Here is a 24,975-nt window from a genome sequence, read left to right on the forward strand (position 1 = left end):
GCCTCAGGCGCCGCAGGCGGACAGCGCCTCGGCCATGTGCGGCGGCGGCGGTGCCTCGACGCGCACGGGATCGCGCTTCGGGTAGAGCGGGATTGTCAGCCCCCGGGCGTGCAGGTGCAGGGCGCTGCCGCGGGGGGCGCCGCCGTAGACCGCGTCGCCGCGGATCGGCCAGCCCGAGGCGGCGCAGTGCACACGCAACTGGTGGGTGCGGCCGGTCACCGGCTTCAATTCCAGCCAGGTCAGGCCCTCGGCGCGGCCGAGAACCCGCCAGTGCGTCAGCGCCGGGTCGCCGGCGGGGTCGGCCTTCATCCACCAGGAGCGCGGATCGTTCGAACGGCGCGCGAGCGCGAGGTCGATCGTCCCGGCCTCGGCGCTCGGCCCGCGCTCGACCACCGCCCAGTAGGTCTTCTCCACCGAACGGCCCGAGAAGAGCTCGCCGAGCCGGGCCAGCGCCTTGGCGTGGCGCCCCAGGGCGAGGCAGCCGGAGGTGTCGCGGTCGAGCCGGTGCGCGGCCTCGGGGCGGCGGGGCAGGCCGAAGCGCAGGGCGTCGAGGTGGTCGGTCAGGGTCTCGCCCCCGCGCGGCCCCGGATGCACGGGCAGGCCCGCCGGCTTGTCGATGACGAGCAGCAGGGCATCGCGGTAGAGGAGGCGCGCGCCTATGTCGAAGGCGTTGGGCATCTGCGTCGGCTAGTGGGTCGGGCGCGGCCGGGCAAGATGCGGGAAGGCGAGGGGACATGGCGAGCGAGGACAAGCCCGGCTGGTTCGGGCGGCTATTCGGGCGCAAGGGGCAGGGCGCACCGCAGGACGCTCCCGAAGAGGAGGCCGACGCGACGCCGGAGGACGCGCCGTCCGCCGTCGATCCGGCCTCGCCGTCGGAGGGACAGCCCGACTTCGCCACCGGGGCGGACGACATCACCGCCGTCCCCCTGGACGAGGCTCCGACCCCGGACGCGGTCGAGGGCGCCGACATGCTGCCGGTCGAGGGCGAGCCGGAGCGGCCCCCGGCCGGCACCGCGGGCGACGCCCCCGAGCGGGGAGCCGAGCCGCAGCACACCGGCGCGCAGGTGCGCGAGCCGGCGCTCGCCCCCGACATCCAACCGACCGATTCCGCCGCAGCCCTCGCCCACGATGCCGGCGCCGGTCCAGCCCGCGAGCCCGAGGCGAAGGGCTGGTGGAGCCGGCTGACCTCGGGCATGCGCCGCACCTCCACGGCGCTGTCCGACCGGGTGACTGGCCTGTTCACCAAGCGCAAGCTCGACGCCACCACCCTGGAGGATCTGGAGGACGCTCTGATCCAGGCCGATTTCGGCCTCGATACCGCGATGCGGGTCTCGGAGGCGGTCGGCAAGGGCCGCTACGAGAAGGGCATCTCCCCGGACGAGGTCCGCGCCATCCTCGCGGCCGAGGTCGAGCGGGCCCTGGAGCCGGTGGCGCAGCCCCTCGCCATCGATGAGGCGAGGAAGCCGTTCGTGATCCTCACCGTGGGCGTGAACGGTGCCGGCAAGACGACGACGCTCGGCAAGCTCGCCTCGAAACTCCGCGCCGAGGGGCGCACGGTGATGCTCGCGGCGGGCGACACGTTCCGCGCCGCGGCGATCGACCAGCTCAAGGTGTGGGGCGCCCGCACCGGCACGCCGGTGGTGAGCGGCGCGCAAGGGGCGGACGCGGCCGGCCTCGCCTTCGACGCCCTGAAGCAGGCGGAAGGCGCGGGCACGGACGTGCTGCTGATCGACACCGCCGGTCGCCTCCAGAACAAGGTCGGGCTGATGGCCGAACTGGAGAAGATCGTGCGCGTGCTGCGCAAGCAGGACCCAGAGGCGCCGCACGCCACCCTGCTGGTGCTCGACGCCACGGTCGGCCAGAACGCGCTGAGCCAGGTCGAGCTGTTCTCGCAGGCCGCGCCGATCTCAGGCCTCGTGATGACCAAGCTCGACGGCACGGCCCGCGGCGGCATCCTGGTGGCGCTCGCGGCGAAGTTCGGCCTGCCGGTGCACTTCATCGGCGTCGGCGAGGGCGTGGAGGACCTGGAGCCCTTCGCCGCCCGGGATTTCGCCCGGGCGATCGCCGGGCTGGAGCGGGATTAGGGCCGCGCCGAAGCGATGTCGGTGCGCGCGAAATCGTGGCCCTTGAACAGCAGCGGCGCGTTCAGCGTGCGCGCCAGCGCGTAGGCGAAGCAGTCGCCGAAGTTGAGGCCGGCCGGGTGACGGCCCTTGCCGTAGCGGGCGAACGCGTCGGCGGCGATCCGGGCGAGCGCGTGGTCGACGGGCGCGATCTCGATCGACTCGCGTCCGAGCCACGCGTCGAGTTCCGCCCGGCCGGCTTGCCAGCGAGCACTCACGATCGCGCATTCGAGGTAGCTGGCGGCGGCCATCAGGCGCGTCCGGAAGGTGCGGATGGCGACGCTGAGTGTCGGCGCATCGGGCTCCTGCGCGAGAATCGCGATATAGACCGATGTATCGATGACGACGGTGCTCACACCGGCAACCCGTCCTCGTCATAGGCGAGAATCTCGTCGATCGGTCGCGGATCGACCATCGGCGACGCATGGGTGCGCTCGTGCAGGATGCGTCCGGACTCGATACCGTCTGCAACCTCGCGTTCAAGCCGCTCCCGCTCCCGCTGCAAGAGTGCGAGCAGCAGGTCCGGCGGGCTGCGGCGGGTCTGGGCGGCGAGGTCGGCGAGCAGCGCCTCGGCCTCGGGATTCTCGATGGTGATGGACATGAGCCGCGGGCCCTCGATACACAGCGCCGCCCTCAGCCTACCGTGAGGGTCCCCGCCGGGCCAGCCGAGCGCATGCAGATCGAATCCGTCCCCCCGCGCCGGCACCTGCCGCCGCTCGCCAAGCTCGCCCTCGAACTCGGGCCGCTCGGCCTGTTCTTCCTCGGCAACGCCTATGCCGAGCGCTTCGGCGTGGCGCCCGACCAGAAGCTGTTCGCGGCCACCGGGCTGTTCATCGTCGCGACCATCGCGGCGCTGGCGGTCCACTACGCGCTGGTGCGGCGGCTGCCGATCATGCCGCTGGTGTCCGGCGTGGTGGTGGTGGTGTTCGGCGGCCTGACGCTCCTGCTCCAGGACAAGACCTTCATCATGGTCAAGCCGACCATCGTGAACAGCCTGTTTGGCCTCGTCCTGCTCGGCGGCCTCGCCTTCGGGCGGCCGCTCCTGTCGGTGGTGCTCGATTCGGTGTTCAGTCTCACCGAGGAGGGCTGGCGCAAGCTGACCTTCCGCTGGGGCCTGTTCTTCCTGTTCCTCGCCGCCCTCAACGAGGTGGTGTGGCGCACGCAGACCGAGGATTTCTGGGTGAGCTTCAAGGTGTTCGGCATCATGCCGATCACCCTCGTCTTCGCCCTGGCGCAGACGCCGCTGCTGACCCGCTACGAGCGCAAGGAGTAGGGCGGCCGGGTCAGCGCGCCTCGGCGACCTTCCCGGCGGCGCGGATCCGGGCGAGGACGCTCGCGTAGTTCTCCGGCGTGAGGATGCCGACGAGCTTGTCGCGGATGATCCCGTCCGGCCCGACGATGAAGGTCTCGGGCACGCCGTAGACGCCGAAATCGATCGCGGCGCGGCCGGTCGCGTCGGCGCCCACCGCCGCGAACGGCACCCCGTGCTTGGCCAGAAAGCGCTGGCCGGCTTCGGGGTTGGGCTCCTTGTAGTCGATCCCGACGAGGCGGATGCCGGGCTCTCGGGCGAGCCGCATCAGCATCGGATGCTCGACCTGGCAGGGGGCGCACCACGAGGCGAAGACGTTGAGCACGGTCACGCCGCCCTTGAAGTCGGTGCTGGCGAGCCCCGGTACCGGCGTGCCGTCGCGGGTCAGGCCCGGCACCGCGGGCAGGGTGAAGGTCGGGACCGGCTTGCCGATCATCGCCGAAGGCAGGGCGGCCGGGTCGGCTCCCGAACGCAGGCGCAGGAACAGAGCGACCGCCAGCACGGCGAAGACCAGCGCCGGCAGGATCAGCAGCAGCGAGCGCCGCACCGGGGCGGGCGGGTCGCGGTCCGGGGCGCTCACCGCCGGTCCTCGCCGAAGCGCCGGAGCGCCCGTCGCTGCGCCCGCCGGTCGCGCAGAGCGTTGCCGACCAAGCCGCCCATCGCCAGGATCGTGAAGGCGTAGGCCGCCAGGATGAAGCCGCCGTGAGGCCCGAGATCCATGGCTTGTGACCTTACAGGGGCTGCGCCACGGGCATCGGCGCGGGCACGATCCGCGCCTGCCCGCGGTCGAGCCGCTCCGCCTCGCGGATCGTCAGGGTCCGCACCCGGCGGCGCATGACTTCGGTTCGCATCGTGTAGAGGTGGAGGGTGACGCCCGAGAGCGTGGCGGCGCCGATCATCACCAGCAGCGGGTAGAGCATCGACGGATCGATGGTCGAGCCGCCCATCCGCAGGATCGAGGCCGGCTGGTGGAGGGTCGACCACCAGTTCACAGAGAACTTGATGATCGGCAGGTTCACCGCGCCGACCAGGGTCAGGATCGCCACCGCGCGCGCCGCCCGGTTCGGATCCTCGATCGTCCGCCACAGGGCGATCAGGCCGCAATAGATCAGCAGCAGCACCAGCATCGAGGTCAGGCGCGCGTCCCACACCCAGTAGGTGCCCCACATCGGCTTGCCCCAGAGCGAGCCGGTGACGAGGCAGACCAGGGTGAAGGCGGCGCCGATCGGCGCGGCGGCCCGCTGCGCCACGTCGGCGAGCGGGTGGCGCCAGACCAGCGTGCCGATCGCGGACAGGCTCATCGCCCCGTAGAAGAACACCCCGAGCCACGCGGCGGGCACGTGGATGTACATGATCCGCACTGTCTCGCCCTGCTGGTAGTCCGGCGGCACGGTGAAGAAGGTCATGTACAGACCCGCCGCGAGGGTCGCGACGGACAGGCCGGCGAGCCACGGCGTCAGCCGTCCCGACCAGCGCATGAAGTGCGTCGGGTTCGACAGGCGGGTCCAGAGGGAGGGCGTCATCGGCGCGGGCGTGTCGGACATCGTCGCGGCGGTCTATCCCAAGGTGCGGTGCATCAACAATGCGGGCGTCGGGCGCGGGGCAGGGGATCCGCGCCCTATCCGCGCCCGAACGGCAGCCATGCCCGGAAGCCGGGCCGGAACGCGGGCGGCGCCGCCGGCCGCGGCACCGGACCGGCGTGCAACTCGGCGCCCCAGGACCAGAACCGGTCGGCGCGTCCGCCGACCATCGCGAGCCCGATCGCGACCCGCTCTGCACCGCGCCGGATGCGACCGGCCGCCCAGACCCGCTGCCAGCGCTCGCGCAGGCCGAGGTCGGCGTCGCGCCAGCCCAGTTGCCCCCAGCCCATCACCGCGGCGATCCGCGCGGGGTTGGCCTCGGCCGGGATCCAGACCCAGGCCGAGAACGCGTAGACCGCGTCGGGATCGAACCGGGAGGGATCGACGGTGCGGGTGTAGGCGCCGTAGCGAGGCTCCGGATGCCGGCCCCTGTGCCGGCGCAGGCCACCGCGCAGCGCCAGCGCGGGGGTGAACGGACCGGCATCCAGAACTCCGTCCGGGATGCCGTGGCGGGCGGCGTAGGCGCTGTCGCACAGCGCGAGCCACGGTTCGAGGTCGATGTCCCAGGCGGTCTCGGTCGGCGCGAAGCGGCGCACCCGCCCGGCCAGCAGCCGCTCGCCCAGGCGTCGCACCGGCTCCGGCCGCCAGCCGGACCCCGCCGCCTCCACCCGCAGGAGGGTCGAGGCGCCGTGCCGCGCGACCGCATCCGCCAGCCGGGCGAAGTCCGCCTCCGTCTCGCCCTGGCCCGCCTTCCGCACCAGGATCTTCGTGCCGCCGGCCAGCTCCTCCAGCATCCGCCGCTTGAGGTGGGCGACCCGTCCGTACTCCCGTTCCAGAAGCGCCGCCGGGTCGATCGAGCCGGCCATCTGCGCCGTGTTCGACCAGATGTTGTAGCGCCGGCTGCGGCAATAATAGGCGCCGCTCTCGGTCTCCTCGACCCGCAGGTCGCCGGCCGCGCCGAACGCCGCGAAGTCGGTGTCGAGCGCGTGAATGAGGTCGTCGATCGGCGTGTACGAGAAGCGCAGCAGGCCGGAGGGTTCGACTCCGCCGTACCGCTGGACGAACCCGAACTCGCAGTTGCCGCCCAGGCTGCGGAACGCGTGCAGGCGCTCGCCGAGACCCGGCCACGCGGCCGCACCGTGCGGAGCCGCGGCCGCGCCGCCCGGCGCCCCCATCCGCGGGGCGATGCCCATGGTCACCCTCGTACCGCTCCCGCGCCCGTTCTCCCGCGCCGCCCGCCACGTGCCGCGAGCGGCGGCCCGACGGGAGCGCGTGCAGGTCGGCATCGATCTGGAACGGGTCGAAATTGTGATCCGACCGCGTCGGCCGGATCAGGGCGGGCACCGTGGGGCGTCGCCAGATCTCGACAGCCGTGCACGCCGGCGCGGCGCTCATCGCCCGAAGCTCGACCGCGGTAGGCCGTTCGACGCGGCCAAATGCCGAGGGCCATGACGGCGATGACGGATCTCTCCGCGGCGGGATCCGGCCTGCGGCGTCGCGCGCGCGGGCATGACTGGTCCGATTCGGAGCGACGGAAGGCGCACGGCATCCGGCCGAGGGCCTTGCGGATTCCGGCACGATCCCGCATATAGACGAGAACAAACAAAGAACGAAGCGCGTCGGCCATCGAGCCTGTGGACGGCGCATCCTCGGCCACGACGGACCCCAGCGATGCGAACCGCCGACAAGCAGATCGCCGACATCCTGGTGCGCTACGGCGAGCCCTTCGGGGGCAACGTCTGGCGCGTGCAGGGCACGGCGGTGATCTACCACAAGACCCTGGAGCGGATCGCCGCGCAGGCCGGCATCGTGTTCGAGCCGCCGCAGATCATCCGGGCCGAGCGGGACGAGGCGGTGATCCTCGTCACCGGCCGCCTGCCGGGGGCGAAGCCCGGCACCGAGCGGGTGGAGTGGTCGCTCGGCGAGGCGCTGGTCAACGTCAACTACCGCGTCTCGGGCAAGCAGGCGGCCTACGTCTACGCGATGGCGGAGAAGCGCGGGAAGGACCGGGTGATCCTCAAGCTGATCGAGCTGCACGGGCTGGTCTACTCGGAGGAGGAGGCCGACGAGTTCCGCAGCGGCCAGATGCCGGTGCGCGCCGTCGACGCCGACTTCGAGGAGGCGCCGCCCTTCGACGAGGTGACCGAGGCCGAGGCCGACCTGAAGCGGCGCATCGACGCCGCCGAGACCATCAACGCGGTGACCGACCTGATGCTCGACGGCGCCACCCAGCAGATCCTGGCCGCGATGCCGCCGGGCACCCGCGACGAGGTCCGCGACTACGCCAAGGCCCGGCTCGTGGCACTGGGCTGGCCCGGCCGTCCCGGCCGCCGCAAGGCCGCCTGATCCCGACGCGACACCCGTTCCATCCCCACCCGCAGGAGAGAGCCATGCACCGTGCGAGCCGCCGCCGCGCCGCCAGCCCCCGCCACGGCTGGAGCATCGAGACCCTGACCTACAGCCCGACGCGGCTCGTGCGGCTCGAAGGCCGCAAGGTCGCGATCCTGTTCCCGCCGGCCGAGGCCGAGGGTGCGTGGCAGCTCTATCCCCACCCGGACGCCTTCCCCGGCCTCAACTTCGAGGGCCTGCCCGCGCCGCTGCGCCCGGGCTTCGCGGCGTTTCCCGACTTCGCGGCGGTGGAGCGCTTCCTCGGCATCGGTGCGGACGCGCCGATGCGGATGGCCGCCTGACCCGTCACGGGGGCCAGGGCGCGCCGCGATGGAGCGCCTCGGCCTCGGGGGTCATCCGCCCGTCGGCCCCGTGCAGCACCAGCGGGGGGCGCAGAACGAGGGCGGCGCGGCTGCCGCGCACCGCGGCGATCAGCACGCGGATCGCCGGCTCACCCTCCCGGGGGTGCACGGGCCGCACCGCGATCCCGCCGAAGCGGCCGCCCAGAGCCGCGAGGCAGGCGGGCAGGGCGTCGGCCCGGTGGATCAGCCCGAGCCGGCCCCCCGGCCGCAGCATCGCCGTGCAGGCCCGGATCCAGCCGTCGAGCCCGTCGCCCGCGAAGGTGTGCGCCATGGCCTTGCCCGCATGGGGCGAGGGCCGCTGGCGACCGGCCGCGAAGTAGGGCGGGTTGGTCAGGACGACGTCGAAGGCGTCGGGGACGAGTCCGGCCGCGCGGCGCTCGGCCGCGGGGCCCAGCAGGTCGGCCTCGATCACCGCCGCGTCGATCCCGTTCAGGGCGGCGTTCGCGCGCGCGAGCGCCGCGAGGCCGGGATCGCGCTCGACCAGGGTGAGCGCGAGGCCCGGCGTCAGCCGCGCCCGGGCGAGCCCGACCGCGCCGGGGCCCGCGCCCGCGTCGCACAGCCGCTCCCCCGGCGCCGGATCGAGCAGGCGGGCCAGCAGCACCGCGTCGGTCCCGGCCCGGTGCGCGCCGCGCGGCGGCTGGTGCAGGCGCAAGGCTCCCCCGAGGAAGCCGTCGGGCGCACCCGTCACGGCGCCCGCAATTCGTGCGCGAGCCCGGCGTCGCGGAGCAGGCGGCGGGCCTGGGCGGCGTGGTCGTCCGGCACCAGCAGGCGCGGCGCGAAGGCGCCGATCGAGCCCTCCATGAAGCTCATATGCGCGTCGGCGACGAGGACCGGAATCCCGGCGGCCTCCAGCAGCGAGCGGGCGAAGCCGATCAGCACGGGGTCGTTGGCGCGGATCAGCTCGACCATTCCAGGCTCCCGAGCGCCGGGGCGGCGCATTCGCCGCGGCGAGCGGCGCGCCCGGCAGCTCCATATGCCCGCGATGTTGCGGCGCCGCAGGTCGCGTGCGAAGGGACGGCGCCGATCCATGCCGCGCGGGACGCCAGTCCCCGCGGACCGGCCTGGGAGTCACGGATCTTGGGTATCCCCGTCACGATCGAGAACCCGAAGCCCGAGGCGGAGGCGGGGCTGAATGACCTCGTCGCGCTCGTGGCCGACGGGATGGCGCGGGTCAACACCACGATCCTGTCGCGCACCGGGTCCGAGGTGGCGATGATCCCGGAGGTGGCCAACCACCTGATCGCCTCGGGCGGCAAGCGGCTGCGCCCGATCCTGACGCTCGCCTGCGCGCAGCTCTGCGGCTACGCCGACGCGGAGGGCCGCGACGGCGATGTGAAGCTCGCCGCCAGCGTCGAGTTCATGCACACCGCCACCCTCCTCCACGACGACGTGGTCGACGAGAGCGACATGCGCCGGGGCCGCGTCGCCGCCCGGATCAAGTGGGGCAACGAGGCGAGCGTCCTCGTCGGCGACTTTTTGCTGGGGCAGGCGTTCCGGATGATGGTCGAGGTCGGCAGCCTGCGCGCCCTCGACATCCTGTCGGCCGCCGCCACGGTGATCGCCGAGGGCGAGGTGATGCAGCTCACCAACGCCAAGAACCTGGAGACCGACGAGGCCGCCTACCTCGCGGTGATCCGCGGCAAGACCGCCGAGCTGTTCGCCGCCGCCTGCGAGGTCGGGCCGGTGCTCGCCGGGCGCGGGGAGGCCGAGCAGGCCGCCGCCCGCGCCTACGGCATGGGGCTCGGCATCGCCTTCCAGCTCATCGACGACGTGCTCGATTACGGCGGCACCTCGGCCGAGCTCGGCAAGAACGTCGGCGACGATTTCCGCGAGGGCAAGATCACCCTGCCGATCGTGCTGGCCCACCGCCGCGGCACGGCGGAGGAGCGGGCCTTCTGGCAGCGCACGCTCCAGCGCGGCGAGATCGAGGACGGCGACCTGGAGACGGCGCTGGCGATCCTGCGCCGCCACGGCGCCCTGGAAGAGACGATGGCCCGCGCCGAGGGCTACGGGGCCGAGGCCCGCGCGGCGCTCGACGCGTTCCCGGACGGCCCGGTGAAGGCGGCGCTGCTCGGCGCCGTCGAATTCTGCGTGGCGCGGGCGCACTGAGCGACGCCGCCGGCCCGGAACCGGACACCGCCCGGATCCGCCGTTAGCGAAATCTTCACGGTCCGCGGCGACGCTCGCGTAACCTTGACCCGTCCCCGCGGCCGGCGCCGCGGCGGGGCGGAGATCGATCGGTGCGCGCATGAAGCCCCTGTCCCGTCTCGCCGCCGGCGCGCTCCTCGTGGCGGTGATCGCCGGACCCGCCGCCGCGGGCGAGGCCGAGTCGCATCAGGGCGCGTGGCGCTCGTGCCTCGATCGGAACTTCAGGGTCGAGGCCGCGCTGACCGACCGCACGCTGGCCGCCGACGCGGCCCTGCGTACCTGCCGCCCCGCGGAGGAGGCCTACCTCGGCGCACTCGCGACCTCGTCGCTGCTCGACGCCGACGACGTCGCGCGCGCCCGGCCGGCCCTGGCGGCCCGCGCCCGCACGTGGCTGCTCGGCGGCATGCCGGCCCCGACCCGCGCCGCCTTCGCGCGCTGACGCGCGAGCCCGCCGACGCCGATCGGATCGCCCGATCCGCGATGACGGCGTGGCCTCAATACGTCCAGCGCTGCGCCTTCTGCACGAGGAAGTCGCGGAACGCCTGGACGCGGGCCACCGAGCGCATCTCCTCGGCGTAGACGAGGTAGCTCTCCAGGCTCGGCATGTCGGTGTCGCGCAGGACCTGGACGAGGCTCTGGTCGCCGTCGACCGCGTAATCCGGCAGGATGCCGATCCCGGCCCCGGCCTCCATGGCCCGTTGCAGGGCGCCGATGTTGTTGACCGTCAGGTGGATGCCGCGCCGCTCGCGCCCCTCGCGCCCGGCATCCGCCAGCCAGTGCGCGGCGAGCAGATAGGACGGCTCGTTGCCGCCGAACGAGACGATGCGGTGCTCGTCCAGCTCGTCGACCGTCTTGGGCTCGCCGAAGCGCTTGACGTAATCCTGGCTGGCGAAGGCGTGGTAGTGCACCGTGAACAGCCGCCGCTGGATCAGGTCCGGCTGGGCCGGGCGGCGCATGCGGATCGCCACGTCGGCCTCGCGCATCGCCAGGTCGAGTTCCTCGTTGGTGAGGATCAACTCGATGCGCACGTCCGGGTAGAGGTCGAGGAACTCGCCGACGCGCTGGGCGAGCCACGCGGTGCCGAGGCCGACAGTGGTCGTCACCTTCAGGTCGCCGGTCGGCCGCTCGGCGGTCTCGACCAGCCGCGCGCGGGTGTTCTCCAGGCGCAGCTTCATGTCCCGTGCGGCCCGGAACAGCAGGTCGCCCTGCTCGGTCAGGATCAGGCCGCGGGCGTGGCGGTGGAACAGCGGTGCCTTCAGCTCCCGCTCCAGCGCGCTGATCTGGCGGCTGACCGCGGACTGGCTGAGCCCGATGTCGTCGCCGGCCTTGGTGAAGCTGCCGGCCTCGGCGACGTTCAGGAAGATCCGGATCTTGTCCCAGTCCACGGCGAGCATCCCCACCCACGCAACGCGACCGGGGCGACCGGCGCGGGACGCCGACGAGCCGGCGGCGCCGCACCGGCATGCGATACATGCATTCCTGCGCTGCGGGAAGACCTATGCGTCCGACGCGGGACTCAACGCAAGCGCGGCCGTGACGAAGCTGTTGATGGCGTGTGCGTAGACGGCGCCCTCACTCCGCCGCGGCCTGGACCGGGCTCTCGCCCACGTCGAGGTTGGCGAGGTACTTCTCGGCCTCCAGCGCGGCCATGCAGCCCATGCCGGCCGCGGTGATCGCCTGCCGGTAGACATCGTCGGTGACGTCGCCCGCGGCGAAGACGCCCGGGATCTCGGTCTCCGCGGTGCCCGGCCGGACCGTCAGGTAGCCGCCCTGCCGCAGTGGCAACTGCCCCTCGAAGATCGCGGTCGCCGGCTGGTGGCCGATCGCCACGAACACGCCGTCCGCCCTCACCTCGTCGACCGCGCCGGTGCGCGGGTCGCGCAGGCGCACGTGGGTCACGGCGGGCGCCGGCTTGTCCACGCCGCAGATCTCCTCGACCTCCCGGTGCCAGCGCACGGTGACGTTCGGGTGCTTGAACAGCCGCTCCTGGAGGATCCGCTCGGCGCGGAAGGCGTCGCGCCGGTGCACCACCGTCACGGACCGGGCGATGTTGGCGAGGTAGAGCGCTTCCTCCACCGCGGTGTTGCCGCCGCCGACCACGACCACGTCCTTGCCCCGGAAGAAGAACCCGTCGCAGGTGGCGCAGGCCGAGACGCCGCCGCCCTGGAACTTCGCCTCCGAGGGCAGGCCGAGCCACTTGGCCTGGGCGCCGGTGGCGATGATCAGCGCGTCGCAGGAATAGGTCTCGCCCGAATCCGCCTCCAGCCGGAACGGCCGCTGCCGGAGGTCGACCTTCGTGACGTACTCCGAGGCGACCCGCGTGCCGACATGCTCGGCCTGGAGCCGCATCTGCTCCATCAGCCACGGGCCCTGGATGGCCTGCGCGAAGCCCGGATAGTTCTCCACGTCGGTGGTGATCATGAGCTGGCCGCCCGGCTGGAAGCCGGAGATCAGCAGCGGCTCGACCATGGCGCGGGCCGCGTAGATCGCCGCGGTGTAGCCGGCCGGTCCCGAGCCGAGGATGATGAGCTTCGTGTGCGTGTGGGCCATGGTGGAGGATTCCTTCAGGCGGCCTCGGCGGCGCGGCGCGCGGCGTAGGCCTTCGCCAGCGCCTCCGCGATCACCGGCGTCGCGTCGATCGGCTTGTAGCTCAGAGGCTCCAACCGTCCGGTGAACGGCCGCAACGCCCCGGCGATGGCGAGCCCCGCGAACATCCGCCGATGCCGGATATAGGTGCGCGGCAGGTCGAACAGCAGGACCGGGGCGCCGGTCGCCACCGCCTCGCTCACCATGTTGGCCGAGTCCGACGTGACGACGATCGCGTCGGCCAGCGCGAGCATGCCGACGTAGGGGTTCTCGCCGGTCCCGTCCCAGAGGAAGCCGCCGGTCTCCAGGGCCAGCGCCTTCACCGCGTCGCGCAGCGGGTTGGGCGTGCGGCGCGAGACCGTGACCATCAGGCGGCATTCCCGCTCGACCAGGACGCGCAGGTCGTCGACGAGGCGGAGCATGTCGGTCTTGCGGTAGCTCAGATGGCGGCTGTCGCCTCCGACCAGCACGGCGATCCGGGTCCCGCCGATGCTGGCGAGCCGGGGATCGGGTCGAGCCCGGGCGGCGGCGATCCGGGCGGCGGTGACGAGGTGCGGGGCGGTCAGCGTGGTGAAGACGTTCGGCCCGCGCAGATCGTCGTAGTCGGGGACCCAGATGAAGTCGGCGCTGTCGGCCCCGGTGCGCGGGTCCTTCAGGAAGGCGGTGAAGGTCCGCCCGCCGGTGGCGCGGCGGACCGCCCGCAGGTAGGGCACCGCCCGGCGCCCGGAGGCGATCAACAGGTCCGGGAAGGGGCCGGCCAGGGCGCCCGTCTTCCGGCGCGGGCCCTCGCGCGGGTCGATCGGTCCCCAGGGGGCGATCCAGCCGAACGGGCCGGCCGCAGGCACGTGCCGGACCGCGTAGTCGAGGCCCAGCGTCTCGGCGATGCCGACGCACTGGTTCTCGTCGCCGGCCTTGCCGTCGGTGACGATCCAGGCCCGGGCACGGGCCAGATCGGGCAGGGGCGGGCGCGCGGCGGTCGGCGCCGCCGGGTCGTCGATGCTGGGCATGCTCGTCACGGACACCGCCTTACACCGCGGGCCCGGCCGCGCCTATTCCCGCGGCAGGTCGCGGGCGAGCCACTGGGCGTAGATGTCGCTGATCGCCGCGAGCCGCCGCTCCTCGAATTGGGGATCGTACCACGCCCCGCCGTAGCTCGACGGCGTCGCGGTGAGCTGCCGGTGGCGGCCGAGCACCTGCCCGCCCCGGCCGACGAGCAGCGCCTCGCCCTCCATGTAGTCGTTCTGCGTGGAGCCGAGGCCGAAGCGGCCGCCCCCGCTGCCCACGTAGGGGCGCAGCGACAGGCTGCTGATCACCACCACGAGGCCCGGCCCGCGCCCGCCGATGCGCCCGGCGAAGCTCTTGCGCAGAGCCTCCGTCAGGTCGGCCGCGAGTGCCTCGGCCTGGAGCCCGCCGCCCTTGGCGAGCAGCGGCTGCACGTCGACGCGCACGCTCGAGAACTGCGCGGTCGGCGGGAACGCGCCCTCCGCGGCCGCATCGGGACCGCTCGCGGCGGCCAGCAGCAGGGCGAGGCCGGCGAGCCGGCCCCGGATCCGCGGGCGCATGGCGGTCAGCCGCCGTACCGGACGTCGACCACCTCGTAGGACTTGCCGCCGCCGGGCGTCGTCACCTCGACCGTGTCGCCGACCCCCTTGCCGATCAGCGCGCGGGCGATCGGCGAGCCGATCGAGACGCGGCCCGAGCGGACGTCCGACTCCGGCTCGCCGACGATCTGGTAGGTCTTCTCCTCCTCCGTGTCCTCGTCGACGAGCTTCACGGTGGCGCCGAACTTGATCTTGCTGCCCGAGAGCTTCGACACGTCGATGATCTCGGCGCGGGCGATCATGCTCTCCAGCTCCAGCACCCGGCCCTCGTTGTGGGACTGGGCCTCCTTGGCGGCGTGGTACTCGGCGTTCTCCGACAGGTCGCCGAGCGCCCGCGCCTCGGCGATCGCCTGGATGATGCGCTGGCGCTCGACCTGCTGGCGGTGCTTCAGCTCCTCCTCGAGGGCTGCGTAGCCGCGGGTCGTGATCGGAACCTTGTCTATGCTCATCGTCTCGCGCCACAATGAAGAGGCCCGGGCGGGAGCGTGCCGCTCCCTCCGGGCCTGATAAACACGTCTGCGGGTTCCCCGCGGTCAGGCCGCAAAGTATTCCTGCAGGGCGCGAACCTTGAGATCGCCCTCTAGATAGGACCTGATCCCCTCGGCCGCGGCCATCGCGCCGGCTAGAGTGGTGTAATACGGCACCTTATGCAAGAGGGCCGCGCGGCGCAGCGAGCGCGAGTCCGACAGCGCGCCCGCCCCCTCGGTGGTGTTGAAGACGAGCTGGATGTCGCCGTTCTTGATGGCGTCGACCACGTGCGGCCGGCCCTCCAGAACCTTGTTGATCCGCTGCGCCTCGACGCCGTTCTCGACGAGGAAGCGCTGGGTGCCTCCGGTGGCGATGATGGTGAAGCCGAGGCCGGCCAGATCGCGCACCGCCGGCAGGATCCGCGCCTTGTCGGCGTCGCGCACCGAGACGAACACGGCGCCCGAGCGCGGCACCTGCGTGCCGGAACCGAGCTGGCTCTTGGCGAAGGCCACGCCGAAGCCGGTGTCGAGGCCGATCACCTCGCCGGTGGAGCGCATCTCGGGCCCGAGCAGCACGTCGACCCCGGGGAATCGGGCGAAGGGGAACACCGCCTCCTTGACCGCGATGTGCGGCAGCGTCTTGGGTTTCAACCCGAAGCCCGCGAGACCCTCGCCCGCCATCACCCGCGCGGCGATCTTGGCGATCGGCTCGCCGATCACCTTGGCCACGAACGGCACCGTGCGGGACGCGCGAGGGTTCACCTCCAGCACGTAGATGACCCCGTCCTTGATCGCGTACTGGACGTTCATCAGGCCGCCGACCTTCAGGGCCAGCGCCATCGCGGTGGTCTGGCGCTCCAGCTCGGCGATGATCTCGGGGCTGAGCGAGCGCGGCGGCAGCGAGCAGGCCGAGTCGCCGGAATGGATGCCGGCCTCCTCGATGTGCTCCATGATGCCGGCGATGAACACGTCCTGCCCATCGCAGACCGCGTCCACGTCGACCTCGACCGCGTCCGAGAGGTAGCGGTCGAACAGCAGCGGGTTCTTGCCGAGCACCGTGTTGATCTGCCCGGTCTTGTCGTTGGGGTAGCGGGCGACGACGTCGGAGGGGATCAGGCTCGGCAGCGTGCCGAGCAGGTAGTCCGCGAACTGGCTCTCGTCGCGGATGATCGCCATCGCCCGGCCGCCGAGCACGTAGCTCGGCCGCACCACGAACGGCAGGCCGAGTTCGCCGGCCACCAGCCGGCTCTGCTCCACCGAGTAGGCGATGCCGTTCTTCGGCTGCTTCATCCCGAGCTTGTCGAGCAGGCGCTTGAACTGGTCGCGATCCTCGGCGAGGTCGATCGCGTCCGGCGAGGTGCCGAGGATCGGCACGCCCGCGGCCTCCAGAGCGCGCGCGAGCTTGAGCGGCGTCTGGCCGCCGAACTGCACGATCACCCCGTGGAGCGTGCCGGCCTGGCGCTCGGTCTCGATGATCTCCAGCACGTCCTCGGCGGTCAGCGGCTCGAAGTAGAGCCGGTCCGAGGTGTCGTAGTCGGTCGAGACCGTCTCCGGGTTGCAGTTGACCATGATGGTCTCGTAGCCCGCGTCCGACAGCGCGAAGCAGGCGTGGCAGCAGCAATAATCGAACTCGATGCCCTGGCCGATCCGGTTCGGGCCCCCGCCGAGAATGATGATCTTGCGACTCTCCGTGGGTTGGGCCTCGTCCACGACGGTGCCTGCAAAGGGTGCCACGTAGGTCGAGTACATGTAGGCGGTCGGCGCCTTGAACTCGGCGGCGCAGGTATCGATGCGCTTGAAGACGGGCCGTACGGCGAGCGCCCGGCGCTTCGCGCGGACCTCCGCCTCCTCGGTCTTCGCCAGGACGGCCAGACGCGCGTCGGAAAAACCCGCGGCCTTGAGCTGGCGGAAGGCGCCGGGCGTATCCGGCAGGCCGTGGGCCTTCACCCGGTTCTCCAGATCGACGATCGCCTGGATCTGCTCCAGGAACCACGGGTCGATCTTGCACGAGGCGTAGACCTCCGCGTGGCTCACCCCGAGCCGGAGGGCCTGGGCGACCTTCAGCAGGCGGTCCGGCGTCGGGATGCCGAGCGCCGCCTTGATCGCGTTGTGGTCGTCGCCCTTGCCGAGCCCGTCAATCTCGATCTCGTCGAGACCGGTCAGGCCGGTCTCCAGCGAGCGCATCGCCTTCTGGAGCGATTCGGCGAAGCAGCGGCCGATCGCCATCGCCTCGCCCACCGACTTCATCGCGGTGGTCAGCGTCGGCTCGGCGCCCGGGAACTTCTCGAAGGCGAAGCGCGGGATCTTGGTGACCACGTAGTCGATCGTCGGCTCGAACGAGGCCGGGGTCGCGCCGCCGGTGATGTCGTTGGCGATCTCGTCCAGCGTGTAGCCCACCGCGAGCTTGGCCGCGACCTTGGCGATCGGGAAGCCGGTCGCCTTCGAGGCGAGCGCGGACGAGCGCGACACGCGCGGGTTCATCTCGATCACGATCATGCGCCCGTTCTCGGGGTTGATCGCGAACTGGACGTTCGACCCGCCGGTCTCGACGCCGATCTCGCGCAGCACCGCGAGCGAGGCGTCGCGCATCACCTGATACTCCTTGTCGGTGAGCGTCAGGGCCGGGGCGACGGTGATCGAATCACCGGTGTGGACGCCCATCGGGTCGATGTTCTCGATGGAGCAGACGATGATGCAGTTGTCGTTCCGGTCGCGGACGACCTCCATCTCGTACTCTTTCCAGCCGAGCACGCTCTCCTCGATCAGCACCTCGTTGGTCGGCGAGGCGTCGATGCCGCGCTCGACGATGTCGAGGAACTCCTCGCGGTTGTAGGCGATGCCGCCCCCCGTCCCGCCCATGGTGAAGGACGGGCGGATGATCGCCGGCAGGCCGATCTCGGCCAGCGCGATCAGCGCCTGGCCCAGCGCGTGCTCGCCGTAGCGCTTGCGCCGCTCCGATTCGCCCGCCCCCCACTTGATCTCGAACGCCGTGAGCGCGGCCTTGCGCGCCGCGGGCTCGGCGCTGGCCGCCTCGATGCGCGCGACCTCGGCGAGGTACCTCTCGCGGTCCGCCTTCTTGGCGGCCGAGGCGTTGGCGAGCGCCGATTTCGGGGTGTCGAGCCCGATCTTGGTCATCGCGTCGCGGAAGAGGCTCCGATCCTCGGCCTTGTCGATCGCCTCGGCGGTGGCGCCGATCATCTGCACGCCGAACTTCTCCAGCACGCCCATGCGCTGGAGCGAGAGCGCGCAGTTCAGCGCGGTCTGGCCACCCATGGTCGGCAGGATCGCGTCGGGGCGCTCCTTCTCGATGATCTTGGCGACGATCTCGGGGGTGATCGGCTCGACGTAGGTCGCGTCCGCCATGTCCGGGTCGGTCATGATGGTCGCGGGGTTCGAGTTCACGAGGACGATGCGGTAGCCCTCCTCGCGGAGCGCCTTGCACGCCTGGGTGCCGGAATAATCGAACTCGCAGGCCTGCCCGATGATGATCGGTCCCGCCCCGACGATGAGGATCGAGGAGATGTCGGTGCGCTTGGGCATCGGCGGCCTTGTGCGGGCACGCGCGCCCGATCGGGCGGGGCCGGAACCGGCCCTGCGATCGGACGCGCGGCGGGAATGTCGTTGAGCCCCGCGTTTACACGCGGGGCCACGCCCGAGACAAGGGTGCGCCGGGGCAGGACAGGATTGCGAATCCGGCCCGGGTTCCGTCGAGCCGCGCAGGCACGACGGAACCCGGTGCGGCGTCGGGCGACGCGCGCCTTCGACAAGTAAAAATTGCAAATTGCGGCACCTGATGCAAATGGTCATTGCATCCCCGGCCGGCCCGGCGGCCGGAAGCGGGCAAAATATTTACGGTGTCGGCGATCGGCCGCCCGGTATTCCGAAATGTTCAGCATCGCGCGCTAGGTATCCGTCGGGCGCGATCCTGGATCGGCGCGGCGGAAGGACATCGCGATGCCGTCACGGACCGGAGTGCTCGCGCCGACGCACCAGGATGCCGAGTTGTCGGTCGCCCAGGTGCGGGCGCTCGAGCGTCAGGTCCCGACCCTGCACGCCATCCTGATCCTGGACGCGGTCGCGGTCGCCTGGACGCATTACGGCCTCGCCCCGGTCTGGCTGACGATCGTGCCGCTCTGCGCGCTGCTGGCGACCTGCGTGACCCGCCTGGTGATCTGGCGTCGGAGCCGGGGGCGGCCGCTCGACGGGCCGAAAGCGCTGCGGCGGCTGCGCAGCACCCGGCTCCTCACCGGCATCCTCGGGTGCGGCTTCTCCGCCTGGGCGCTCGCGCTGACGCGCTACGGCGACGCGACGACCAACATGCACGTGCTGTTCTTCCTGACGATCACGATGATCGCGTGCATCTTCTGCCTGCTCCACCTGCGCTCGGCGGCGCTCATCCTCGTGGCCATCGCCCTGCCGCTGACGGTCTATTTCCTGTGCATCCCGCACGCGGCGGTCCGCGCGACGGCCTTCAATTACGCCGGTGTCGTCGTGGTGATGCTGTTCATGCAGTCGGTCTGCTACGCGGATTTCTGCCGCCTCGTCCGGTTGAGCAACGAGAACGAGATCCTCGCGCACACGGACGCGCTGACCGGACTGCCGAACCGCCGCTCCTTCTTCTCGCGTCTTGAGGACCGCATCCGGCCGGCGAGCGGCGAGGGTGCCTTCGCGGTGGCGGTGATCGATCTCGACGGGTTCAAGCCCGTCAACGACACCCTCGGCCACCACGCCGGGGACGCGGTCCTGCGCGAGGTCGGCCATCGGCTGGAGGAGGCGCTCGCCGGGCGCGGCTGGGCCGCCCGGCTCGGCGGCGACGAGTTCGGGCTGATCCTCGACGGCGACCCGGATCTCGACGCGCTCGGCCGCGAGATCTGCGCGATCCTGCGCCGGCCCTACATGCTGCGCGACGCGACGGCGCAGATCGGTGCCTCGATCGGCATCGCGCGGTTCACGAGCGCCGGCCTGTCTGCCGAGCAACTGGTCGAGCAGGCGGATTGCGCCCTGTACCATGCCAAGGCGCACCGGCGCGGGGCCACCGTCTGCTTCGCGCCCGAGCACGAGGTGCGGCAGCGTCGGCACGCGGCGGTGGAGCAGGCCCTGCGCCGCGCGGATCTCGAAGCCGAGTTCACCCTCGTCTACCAGCCGATCGTCGATACCGCCGAGAACCGGGTCGAGGCCTACGAAGCCCTGGCGCGGTGGACCAGCCCGACGCTGGGCGCGGTCTCGCCGGCGGATTTCATCCCCGTCGCCGAGCGGGCGGGGCTCGTGCAGGATCTGACCCGCAGCCTGCTGCGCCGGGCGCTCGCGGACCTGCGCGGGTGGCCGGCCGGGACCGGCCTCTCGTTCAACCTGTCCGCGCAGGACATCGCGTCGCCCGAGAACCTGGCGGCCCTCAGCGGGCTGATCCGCACCGCGGGCGTGGCGCCCGAGCGGATCATCCTCGAAGTCACCGAGACGGGCCTGATGCGCGATCTGGGCGACGCCCGGGAGGCCCTGCTCGCGCTGAAGGACCTCGGCGTCCAGATCGCGCTCGACGATTTCGGCACCGGCTATTCGAGCCTGAGCTACATCCACCGGCTGCCGATCGACCGGATCAAGATCGACCGCAGCTTCGTGACCAGCCTGCGCGACGACGCGACCTCGGCCGACATCGTGCGCTCGGTCGTGGATCTCGCCCGCAACCTGCGGCTGCGCTGCGTGGTGGAGGGGGTGGAGACGGCCGAGGAGTTCCGGACCCTGCGCGCGATCGGCTGCCGCTCCATGCAGGGCTACCTGTTCCACGGCCCGGTCCCGGCCCGTCTGGTGCCGTCCGCGGGCGAGGCCGTCCTGCGCACGCTCGGCGGGATGGCCGACCGGCTGCCCTCGGCGGCCTGACGCGGCCGCTCAGAACCCGGCGTTGAGGGCCGCCACCGCCCGGTCGATCGACAGGTAGAACACGCCGAACGCCACCACCGCCGCGGCGGCGAACTCCACCGTCACGTTCGGCAGCGTCTGGGCGCGGCGCAGGGCCTCGCGGCCGGCGACGATCGAGATCCAGGCGAGCGCCAGCACGGCGGGCATGGCGAACAAGTAGGAGACGGTGCTCTCGACCCGGTCGACGCCGCCCGCGGGGTCGATCAGGGCGCGGATGTTGCGCACCCAGGGCGCGTAGAGCGCGGCGTAGAGGGCCGTCAGCCACGCGAGGGCGGTCGCCACGCCGAGATGGAAGGCGAAGGCACGGTGCAGGCGGGTGAAATCGTCGCGCGCGCCGTTGGCAATCATCGAGGAATCCCCCACCGCATCCGCCGGCGACCTCACGGATCGAGTCGCCGTTCACGGACCGTGGCGCGGGATTAGCCGTCCGAATCTGGGGTTTTTATGGCCCCGATGCGGCGCGGCGCGGCTCAGGCCTGCGCGGCCGCCTCCGGCTCCCGCGAGCGCATCAGCGCCACGAAGCGCTCGAACAGGTAGTGGCTGTCGCGGGGCCCGGGGGAGGCCTCGGGGTGGTGCTGCACCGAGAAGGCCGGGCGGTCGGTGAGCGACAGGCCGCAATTCGAGCCGTCGAACAGCGACACGTGGGTCTCGACCGCGCTGTCGGGCAGGCTCGCCGGATCGACGGCGAAGCCGTGGTTCATCGACACGATCTCGACCTTGCCGGTAGTCTTGTCCTTGACTGGGTGGTTCGCGCCGTGGTGGCCCTGGCCCATCTTCACCGTGCGGCCGCCGAGCGCCAGCCCCATGAGCTGGTGCCCGAGGCAGATGCCGAAGGTCGGAACCTTCTTGTCGAGCAGTTCGCGGATCACCGGCACCGCGTAGGCGCCCGTGGCTGCGGGGTCGCCGGGGCCGTTCGAGAGGAACACCCCGTCCGGGTTGAGGGCGAGGATGTCGGCGGCGCTGGTGGTGGCCGGCACCACCGTCACGTCGCATCCCTGTTCGGCCAGCAGCCGCAGGATGTTGCGCTTCACGCCGTAGTCGATGGCGACGACCTTCAGGCCCGCGCCGGGCGCCCGGCTGCCGTAGCCGCCCTCCAGCGCCCACACCGTCTGCGACCACTGCGACATCTCGCGGCTGGTGACCGGCGGCACGAGGTCGAGGCCCTCCATCGGCGCCAGCGCCCCGGCCCGCGCCTTGAGCGCCTCGCGGTCGAACCGGCCCTGGGGATCGTTGGCGATCACCGCGTTCGGCATGCCGTGGTCGCGGATCCGGGCGGTCAGCGCCCGGGTGTCGATTCCGGTGATGCCGACGATGCCGCGGGCCTTGAGCCACGCGTCGAGATGGGCGGAGGAGCGCCAGTTCGACGGGTTGGTCACCGCCGAGGCGATCACCGCCCCGCGCACGCCGGAGGCCGGCGCCGCGTCGAGGCTTTCCAAATCCTCGTCGTTGGCGCCGACATTTCCGATATGGGGGAAGGTGAAGGTGACGATCTGCCCGGCATAGGACGGATCGGTCAGGATCTCCTGGTAGCCGGTCATCGCGGTGTTGAAGCAGACCTCGCCGTCGGCGACGCCCTCGCGGCCGATGCCGAAGCCTTCGAGCACCGTGCCGTCGGCGAGCACCAGCAGGGCGGTCGCCACCGGCTCGGACCAGGGCGCGGGCTCGGCGGTCCGGGGCGCGGGCGCGCTCTCGTCTTGCAGCATGGGGTTCATCTCGCTTATCTCGGCGGCATCCGGCGCCTTGCGGGGCGTGCGCGGACGGTCGAGGCGTGGCTTAAGCCAGCGGCCCGGGTCAGCGTCAATGTGGCGGCAGCGGCCGCGCGGCTCAACACCCGCCGGAAGCAGACCAGACGCCCCGTTTTCGCGCGATCACAGGAATCCCACGATGCAGCTCCGCGAGCGCTTCACCGCCGAGATGAAGGAGGCCATGAAGGCCGGCGACAAGGCGAAGCTCGCCACCGTCCGGATGATCCAGGCCGCCCTGAAGGACAAGGACATCGAGGCCCGCGGCCTGGGCAAGGATCCGGCCGGCGACGACGAGATCCTGTCGCTCCTCCAGAAGATGATCAAGCAGCGCACCGAATCGGCCGGCGTCTACGAGCAGGGCGGCCGGCCGGAACTCGCCGCCAACGAGCGCAGCGAGATCGCCATCATCGAGGGCTTCCTGCCCAAGCAGATGGACGAGGCCGAGACTCGCGCCGCGGTCGAGGCGGCGATCCTGGAGACCGGCGCGGCGGGGCCGAAGGACATGGGCCGGGTGATCGCCGCCCTGAAGGGCACGTTTGCCGGCCGCATGGATTTCGGGAAGGCGAGCGGGCTGGTGAAGGCGGCGCTCGCGGCGAAGGCGTGATCCACGTCTTCGGACGTTTCTCCACACAATCCTCGACCCGATCGTCCCGCAGCCGTCTCGGCGAAGGACTCCGGTAGGGGCGGCGCGCTATACTCTCGGGTCCCGCAGACGCATCCGCATCGCCCGTGCGCTATCCGCCCCACATCCTCGAAGAGATTCGCGCCCGCCTGCCGGCCTCGGCCGTCGTCGGGCGGCGCGTGCAGTTGAAGAAGGCGGGCCGCGAATGGCGCGGGCTGTCGCCGTTCAACGCCGAGAAGACCCCGTCCTTCTACGTGAACGACCAGAAGCAGTTCTACCACTGCTTCTCCTCGTCCAAGCACGGGGACATCTTCACCTTCCTGATGGAGACGGAGGGCCTGAGCTTTCCCGAGGCGGTGGAGCGGCTGGCCGGCGAGGCCGGCGTCAGTCTGCCGGCGCCGACCCCCGAGGCGCGCGAGACGGAGCGGCGTCGCGCCGGGGCGACCGAGGTCATGGAAATGGCCGCGCGCTGGTTCGAGGAGCGGCTGCGCTCCGGCCAGGGCGCGGAGGCGCGCGCCTATCTCGACCGCCGCGGCCTGAGCCTCGAAACCCGGAAGAGATTCCGGCTCGGCTACGCGCCGGGGGACCGTTACGCCCTGCGCGATCATCTCGCCGGGCAGGGGGTCGAGCGCGACCTGATGGTCGAACTCGGCCTGCTCGCCGCGGGCGAGGACGTGGCGGTGCCCTACGATTATTTCCGCGACCGGGTGATGTTCCCGATCACCGATCTCCGCGGCCGCCCCGTGGCCTTCGGCGGCCGGGCGCTCGCCCAGGAAGTACGGGCCAAGTACCTGAACTCGCCGGAGACGCCGCTCTTCAGCAAGGGGCGCATGCTCTACAACCTGCACGGGGCGCGCGGGGCCGCGCACGACCGTGGGACGATCATCGCCGTGGAGGGCTACGTCGACGTCATCGCCATGACGCTCGCCGGCCACCCGGAGACGGTGGCGCCGCTCGGCACGGCGCTGACCGAGGACCAACTCGCGCTGCTCTGGCGGCACGCCGACGAGCCTATTTTATGTTTTGACGGCGACAAGGCCGGGCAGAGGGCCGCGTACCGCGCCCTCGATCTGGCGCTGCCGGTGCTGGAGCCGGGCCGCTCACTGCGGATCGCCCTGCTGCCGGGCGGCCAGGACCCGGACGACCTGTTGCGCTCCGGCGGCCCGGCGGCGATCGACCGCGCCCTCGCGGCGGCGATCCCGCTCTCCGAGCTGCTGTGGCGGCGCGCCGTCGATTCCGCTCCGGCCGACACTCCCGAGCGCCGGGCCGGCCTCGCGCGGACGCTGCGCGCCACGGTGGCGACGATCCGCGACGAGACGGTAAAGCGCTACTACCGCGACGACGTGGAAGAGCGGCTGCGCGGCCTGTCGCCCCGCGCCGCTCGCCCCGCGCCTCAGGGCGGGCGGGGGCCGGCCCGGCGGCAGGCGCGCTTCGGCGAGCCGGTCTCGCCGCGCATCACCGCCACCCCGAGCGCCTCGGTCACGGCCTCGGCCGGTTTCAGCGGTGCCGCACCGGTGCGCGAGGCGGTGATCGCCGGCACCCTGCTGGTCCATCCCGAGATGGTCGCCGACATGGCCGACGAGCTGGCCGAGCTGGATTTCGTCGACCCGGACGTGCGGGCGATCCACGCGATCCTGCTGGCCTGCGTCGCCGAGGACGGGTCGGCGGAGGCCGAGATGGTGCGCGAACGCCTCGCCCGTGCCGGGCTCGACGGCGCGGCCGGGCGCGTGCTGGCGCTGGCCCGCTCGCGCGACCGCGCGACGCTCGACCCCGGGGCCGACCCGGCGCAGCGGGCGGACGCGCTGCGGCAGGCCATGATCTTGCACCGGCAGGCCGGCGCGCTACATAGCGAACTTCGCGAAGCACAACAGGCATTTGCCGAAGATCCGACGGAGGCCAGTTGGGCTTGGCTGCGCGAGGCGAACGAGCGGTTGGCTGTCGTGATCGCGGCGGAGGCGGAAGCCGAGGCGCCCGCGACGAGCGATGCGAACGCGGCGTGAGCCCGGTGAGCGGGCGGCTGTGGCCTCCGCGCACTTGCGGCCATAGTTAACAGTCGGTCAAGCCTCGGGCTTGCATACGGGATTCTGAACACCCCGGTTGCCGGGGCGATTCGGCGGCACTTCATCCGCAGCAC

The 24,975-nt window shown here is 72.0% G+C and carries 26 protein-coding genes; 9 read left to right on the forward strand and 17 right to left on the reverse strand.

Going from position 1 to position 24,975, the window contains the following annotated elements:
* Nucleotides 1-3 precede the first annotated feature (3 nt).
* Nucleotides 4-678, reverse strand: coding sequence for an RluA family pseudouridine synthase (locus Q8W71_RS14930; RefSeq protein WP_305526171.1), 675 nt, complete (start codon nt 676-678; stop codon nt 4-6).
* Between the two features lie 56 nt (nt 679-734).
* On the opposite strand from Q8W71_RS14930, the gene ftsY reads away from it, so the two are divergent.
* The gene (gene ftsY / locus Q8W71_RS14935; RefSeq protein WP_305526172.1) at nt 735-2,084 is read left to right on the forward strand and encodes a signal recognition particle-docking protein FtsY; all 1,350 of its coding nucleotides are present in this window, start codon (nt 735-737) and stop codon (nt 2,082-2,084) included.
* On the opposite strand, the gene Q8W71_RS14940 is transcribed toward ftsY, so the two are convergent.
* Nucleotides 2,081-2,476, reverse strand: coding sequence for a type II toxin-antitoxin system VapC family toxin (locus Q8W71_RS14940; RefSeq protein ID WP_305526173.1), 396 nt, complete (start codon nt 2,474-2,476; stop codon nt 2,081-2,083). The two genes, ftsY and Q8W71_RS14940, sit on opposite strands and share 4 nt — an antisense overlap.
* A complete protein-coding gene (locus Q8W71_RS14945) occupies nt 2,473-2,721 on the reverse strand; it encodes a type II toxin-antitoxin system VapB family antitoxin (RefSeq protein WP_305526174.1) in 249 nt (82 codons plus the stop codon). Before Q8W71_RS14945 ends, Q8W71_RS14940 begins: the two co-directional genes overlap by 4 nt.
* Nucleotides 2,722-2,793: 72 nt before the next feature.
* On the opposite strand from Q8W71_RS14945, the gene Q8W71_RS14950 reads away from it, so the two are divergent.
* The gene (locus Q8W71_RS14950) at nt 2,794-3,393 is read left to right on the forward strand and encodes a septation protein A (RefSeq protein ID WP_305526175.1); all 600 of its coding nucleotides are present in this window, start codon (nt 2,794-2,796) and stop codon (nt 3,391-3,393) included.
* A gap of 10 nt (nt 3,394-3,403) precedes the next feature.
* Here the strand turns inward: Q8W71_RS14950 and Q8W71_RS14955 are convergent, their stop codons facing one another.
* The 4 genes from Q8W71_RS14955 to Q8W71_RS14970 form a co-directional block, all read right to left on the reverse strand.
* The gene (locus Q8W71_RS14955) at nt 3,404-4,009 is read right to left on the reverse strand and encodes a DsbE family thiol:disulfide interchange protein (RefSeq protein WP_305526176.1); all 606 of its coding nucleotides are present in this window, start codon (nt 4,007-4,009) and stop codon (nt 3,404-3,406) included.
* Nucleotides 4,006-4,149 carry a heme exporter protein CcmD gene (gene ccmD / locus Q8W71_RS14960; RefSeq protein WP_305526177.1) on the reverse strand — a complete coding sequence of 48 codons (144 nt, stop codon included), beginning with the start codon at nt 4,147-4,149 and terminating at the stop codon, nt 4,006-4,008. Before ccmD ends, Q8W71_RS14955 begins: the two co-directional genes overlap by 4 nt.
* Before the next feature lie 11 nt (nt 4,150-4,160).
* The gene (locus Q8W71_RS14965) at nt 4,161-4,952 is read right to left on the reverse strand and encodes a heme ABC transporter permease (protein ID WP_305526238.1); all 792 of its coding nucleotides are present in this window, start codon (nt 4,950-4,952) and stop codon (nt 4,161-4,163) included.
* Between the two features lie 95 nt (nt 4,953-5,047).
* Nucleotides 5,048-6,202 (reverse strand): hypothetical protein, encoded by a 1,155-nt coding sequence (locus Q8W71_RS14970; protein WP_305526178.1) that lies wholly within the window; start codon nt 6,200-6,202, stop codon nt 5,048-5,050.
* 478 nt (nt 6,203-6,680) lie between these two features.
* On the opposite strand from Q8W71_RS14970, the gene Q8W71_RS14975 reads away from it, so the two are divergent.
* Both Q8W71_RS14975 and Q8W71_RS14980 read left to right on the forward strand, forming a co-directional pair.
* Complete coding sequence (locus Q8W71_RS14975) at nt 6,681-7,355, forward strand: trna delta -isopentenylpyrophosphate transferase (protein WP_305526179.1); 675 nt, start codon at nt 6,681-6,683, stop codon at nt 7,353-7,355.
* 44 nt (nt 7,356-7,399) lie between these two features.
* On the forward strand, nt 7,400-7,699 hold the full coding sequence (locus Q8W71_RS14980) for a hypothetical protein (RefSeq protein WP_305526180.1): 300 nt from the start codon (nt 7,400-7,402) through the stop codon (nt 7,697-7,699).
* Nucleotides 7,700-7,703: 4 nt separating this feature from the next.
* Here Q8W71_RS14980 and Q8W71_RS14985 read toward each other — a convergent pair whose 3' ends face one another.
* Nucleotides 7,704-8,447 (reverse strand): tRNA1(Val) (adenine(37)-N6)-methyltransferase, encoded by a 744-nt coding sequence (locus Q8W71_RS14985; protein ID WP_305526181.1) that lies wholly within the window; start codon nt 8,445-8,447, stop codon nt 7,704-7,706.
* Entirely contained in the window at nt 8,444-8,668 is a 225-nt protein-coding gene (locus tag Q8W71_RS14990) for a putative signal transducing protein (RefSeq protein WP_305526182.1), read from the reverse strand. The genes Q8W71_RS14985 and Q8W71_RS14990 overlap by 4 nt, the downstream gene beginning before the upstream one ends.
* Before the next feature lie 174 nt (nt 8,669-8,842).
* On the opposite strand from Q8W71_RS14990, the gene Q8W71_RS14995 reads away from it, so the two are divergent.
* Both Q8W71_RS14995 and Q8W71_RS15000 read left to right on the forward strand, forming a co-directional pair.
* Nucleotides 8,843-9,868: a polyprenyl synthetase family protein gene (locus tag Q8W71_RS14995; protein ID WP_370875420.1), complete on the forward strand. Its 1,026-nt coding sequence runs from the start codon at nt 8,843-8,845 to the stop codon at nt 9,866-9,868.
* A 139-nt stretch (nt 9,869-10,007) separates the two neighbouring features.
* Nucleotides 10,008-10,346: a hypothetical protein gene (locus Q8W71_RS15000; RefSeq protein ID WP_305526185.1), complete on the forward strand. Its 339-nt coding sequence runs from the start codon at nt 10,008-10,010 to the stop codon at nt 10,344-10,346.
* A gap of 55 nt (nt 10,347-10,401) precedes the next feature.
* On the opposite strand, the gene Q8W71_RS15005 is transcribed toward Q8W71_RS15000, so the two are convergent.
* The 6 genes from Q8W71_RS15005 to carB all read right to left on the reverse strand — a co-directional run bounded on the left by Q8W71_RS15005 (nt 10,402) and on the right by carB (nt 18,101).
* A complete protein-coding gene (locus tag Q8W71_RS15005; RefSeq protein WP_305526186.1) occupies nt 10,402-11,292 on the reverse strand; it encodes a LysR family transcriptional regulator in 891 nt (296 codons plus the stop codon).
* Between the two features lie 187 nt (nt 11,293-11,479).
* The gene (gene trxB, locus Q8W71_RS15010; protein ID WP_305526187.1) at nt 11,480-12,457 is read right to left on the reverse strand and encodes a thioredoxin-disulfide reductase; all 978 of its coding nucleotides are present in this window, start codon (nt 12,455-12,457) and stop codon (nt 11,480-11,482) included.
* A 14-nt stretch (nt 12,458-12,471) separates the two neighbouring features.
* Entirely contained in the window at nt 12,472-13,500 is a 1,029-nt protein-coding gene (locus tag Q8W71_RS15015) for a mitochondrial fission ELM1 family protein (RefSeq protein ID WP_305526188.1), read from the reverse strand.
* 42 nt (nt 13,501-13,542) lie between these two features.
* Nucleotides 13,543-14,055 carry a hypothetical protein gene (locus Q8W71_RS15020; protein WP_305526189.1) on the reverse strand — a complete coding sequence of 171 codons (513 nt, stop codon included), beginning with the start codon at nt 14,053-14,055 and terminating at the stop codon, nt 13,543-13,545.
* A gap of 5 nt (nt 14,056-14,060) precedes the next feature.
* Entirely contained in the window at nt 14,061-14,537 is a 477-nt protein-coding gene (greA, locus tag Q8W71_RS15025; RefSeq protein WP_305526239.1) for a transcription elongation factor GreA, read from the reverse strand.
* A gap of 90 nt (nt 14,538-14,627) precedes the next feature.
* On the reverse strand, nt 14,628-18,101 hold the full coding sequence (gene carB / locus Q8W71_RS15030; RefSeq protein WP_305526190.1) for a carbamoyl-phosphate synthase large subunit: 3,474 nt from the start codon (nt 18,099-18,101) through the stop codon (nt 14,628-14,630).
* A gap of 414 nt (nt 18,102-18,515) precedes the next feature.
* Here carB and Q8W71_RS15035 point away from each other — a divergent pair, with 414 nt between their 5' ends.
* Complete coding sequence (locus tag Q8W71_RS15035; RefSeq protein ID WP_305526191.1) at nt 18,516-20,435, forward strand: putative bifunctional diguanylate cyclase/phosphodiesterase; 1,920 nt, start codon at nt 18,516-18,518, stop codon at nt 20,433-20,435.
* A 9-nt stretch (nt 20,436-20,444) separates the two neighbouring features.
* Here the strand turns inward: Q8W71_RS15035 and Q8W71_RS15040 are convergent, their stop codons facing one another.
* Together Q8W71_RS15040 and carA are read right to left on the reverse strand one after the other, a co-directional pair.
* Nucleotides 20,445-20,822 (reverse strand): hypothetical protein, encoded by a 378-nt coding sequence (locus tag Q8W71_RS15040; RefSeq protein WP_305526192.1) that lies wholly within the window; start codon nt 20,820-20,822, stop codon nt 20,445-20,447.
* Between the two features lie 122 nt (nt 20,823-20,944).
* On the reverse strand, nt 20,945-22,177 hold the full coding sequence (gene carA / locus Q8W71_RS15045) for a glutamine-hydrolyzing carbamoyl-phosphate synthase small subunit (RefSeq protein ID WP_305526193.1): 1,233 nt from the start codon (nt 22,175-22,177) through the stop codon (nt 20,945-20,947).
* A 181-nt stretch (nt 22,178-22,358) separates the two neighbouring features.
* Between carA and Q8W71_RS15050 the strand changes: the two genes are divergently transcribed.
* Both Q8W71_RS15050 and dnaG read left to right on the forward strand, forming a co-directional pair.
* Nucleotides 22,359-22,823: a GatB/YqeY domain-containing protein gene (locus Q8W71_RS15050; RefSeq protein ID WP_305526194.1), complete on the forward strand. Its 465-nt coding sequence runs from the start codon at nt 22,359-22,361 to the stop codon at nt 22,821-22,823.
* 125 nt (nt 22,824-22,948) lie between these two features.
* Nucleotides 22,949-24,841, forward strand: a complete 1,893-nt coding sequence (dnaG, locus tag Q8W71_RS15055) for a DNA primase (protein WP_305526195.1) — start codon at nt 22,949-22,951, stop codon at nt 24,839-24,841.
* Nucleotides 24,842-24,975: the final 134 nt, after the last annotated feature.

This window comes from Methylobacterium amylolyticum, assembly GCF_030700245.1.
Lineage (GTDB): Bacteria > Pseudomonadota > Alphaproteobacteria > Rhizobiales > Beijerinckiaceae > Methylobacterium.

What these genes read in the sequence shown, in the direction of transcription:
- Q8W71_RS14930 (WP_305526171.1), bottom strand. Translation starts at nt 678, where the DNA reads ATGCCCAACGCCTTCGACATAGGCGCGCGCCTCCTCTACCGCGATGCC.
- ftsY (WP_305526172.1), top strand. Translation starts at nt 735, where the DNA reads ATGGCGAGCGAGGACAAGCCCGGCTGGTTCGGGCGGCTATTCGGGCGC.
- Q8W71_RS14945 (WP_305526174.1), bottom strand. Translation starts at nt 2,721, where the DNA reads ATGTCCATCACCATCGAGAATCCCGAGGCCGAGGCGCTGCTCGCCGAC.
- Q8W71_RS14950 (WP_305526175.1), top strand. Translation starts at nt 2,794, where the DNA reads ATGCAGATCGAATCCGTCCCCCCGCGCCGGCACCTGCCGCCGCTCGCC.
- ccmD (WP_305526177.1), bottom strand. Translation starts at nt 4,149, where the DNA reads ATGGATCTCGGGCCTCACGGCGGCTTCATCCTGGCGGCCTACGCCTTC.
- Q8W71_RS14965 (WP_305526238.1), bottom strand. Translation starts at nt 4,952, where the DNA reads ATGACGCCCTCCCTCTGGACCCGCCTGTCGAACCCGACGCACTTCATG.
- Q8W71_RS14970 (WP_305526178.1), bottom strand. Translation starts at nt 6,202, where the DNA reads ATGGGCATCGCCCCGCGGATGGGGGCGCCGGGCGGCGCGGCCGCGGCT.
- Q8W71_RS14975 (WP_305526179.1), top strand. Translation starts at nt 6,681, where the DNA reads ATGCGAACCGCCGACAAGCAGATCGCCGACATCCTGGTGCGCTACGGC.
- Q8W71_RS14980 (WP_305526180.1), top strand. Translation starts at nt 7,400, where the DNA reads ATGCACCGTGCGAGCCGCCGCCGCGCCGCCAGCCCCCGCCACGGCTGG.
- Q8W71_RS14990 (WP_305526182.1), bottom strand. Translation starts at nt 8,668, where the DNA reads ATGGTCGAGCTGATCCGCGCCAACGACCCCGTGCTGATCGGCTTCGCC.
- Q8W71_RS15000 (WP_305526185.1), top strand. Translation starts at nt 10,008, where the DNA reads ATGAAGCCCCTGTCCCGTCTCGCCGCCGGCGCGCTCCTCGTGGCGGTG.
- trxB (WP_305526187.1), bottom strand. Translation starts at nt 12,457, where the DNA reads ATGGCCCACACGCACACGAAGCTCATCATCCTCGGCTCGGGACCGGCC.
- Q8W71_RS15015 (WP_305526188.1), bottom strand. Translation starts at nt 13,500, where the DNA reads ATGCCCAGCATCGACGACCCGGCGGCGCCGACCGCCGCGCGCCCGCCC.
- Q8W71_RS15020 (WP_305526189.1), bottom strand. Translation starts at nt 14,055, where the DNA reads ATGCGCCCGCGGATCCGGGGCCGGCTCGCCGGCCTCGCCCTGCTGCTG.
- carB (WP_305526190.1), bottom strand. Translation starts at nt 18,101, where the DNA reads ATGCCCAAGCGCACCGACATCTCCTCGATCCTCATCGTCGGGGCGGGA.
- Q8W71_RS15035 (WP_305526191.1), top strand. Translation starts at nt 18,516, where the DNA reads ATGCCGTCACGGACCGGAGTGCTCGCGCCGACGCACCAGGATGCCGAG.
- Q8W71_RS15040 (WP_305526192.1), bottom strand. Translation starts at nt 20,822, where the DNA reads ATGATTGCCAACGGCGCGCGCGACGATTTCACCCGCCTGCACCGTGCC.
- carA (WP_305526193.1), bottom strand. Translation starts at nt 22,177, where the DNA reads ATGCTGCAAGACGAGAGCGCGCCCGCGCCCCGGACCGCCGAGCCCGCG.
- Q8W71_RS15050 (WP_305526194.1), top strand. Translation starts at nt 22,359, where the DNA reads ATGCAGCTCCGCGAGCGCTTCACCGCCGAGATGAAGGAGGCCATGAAG.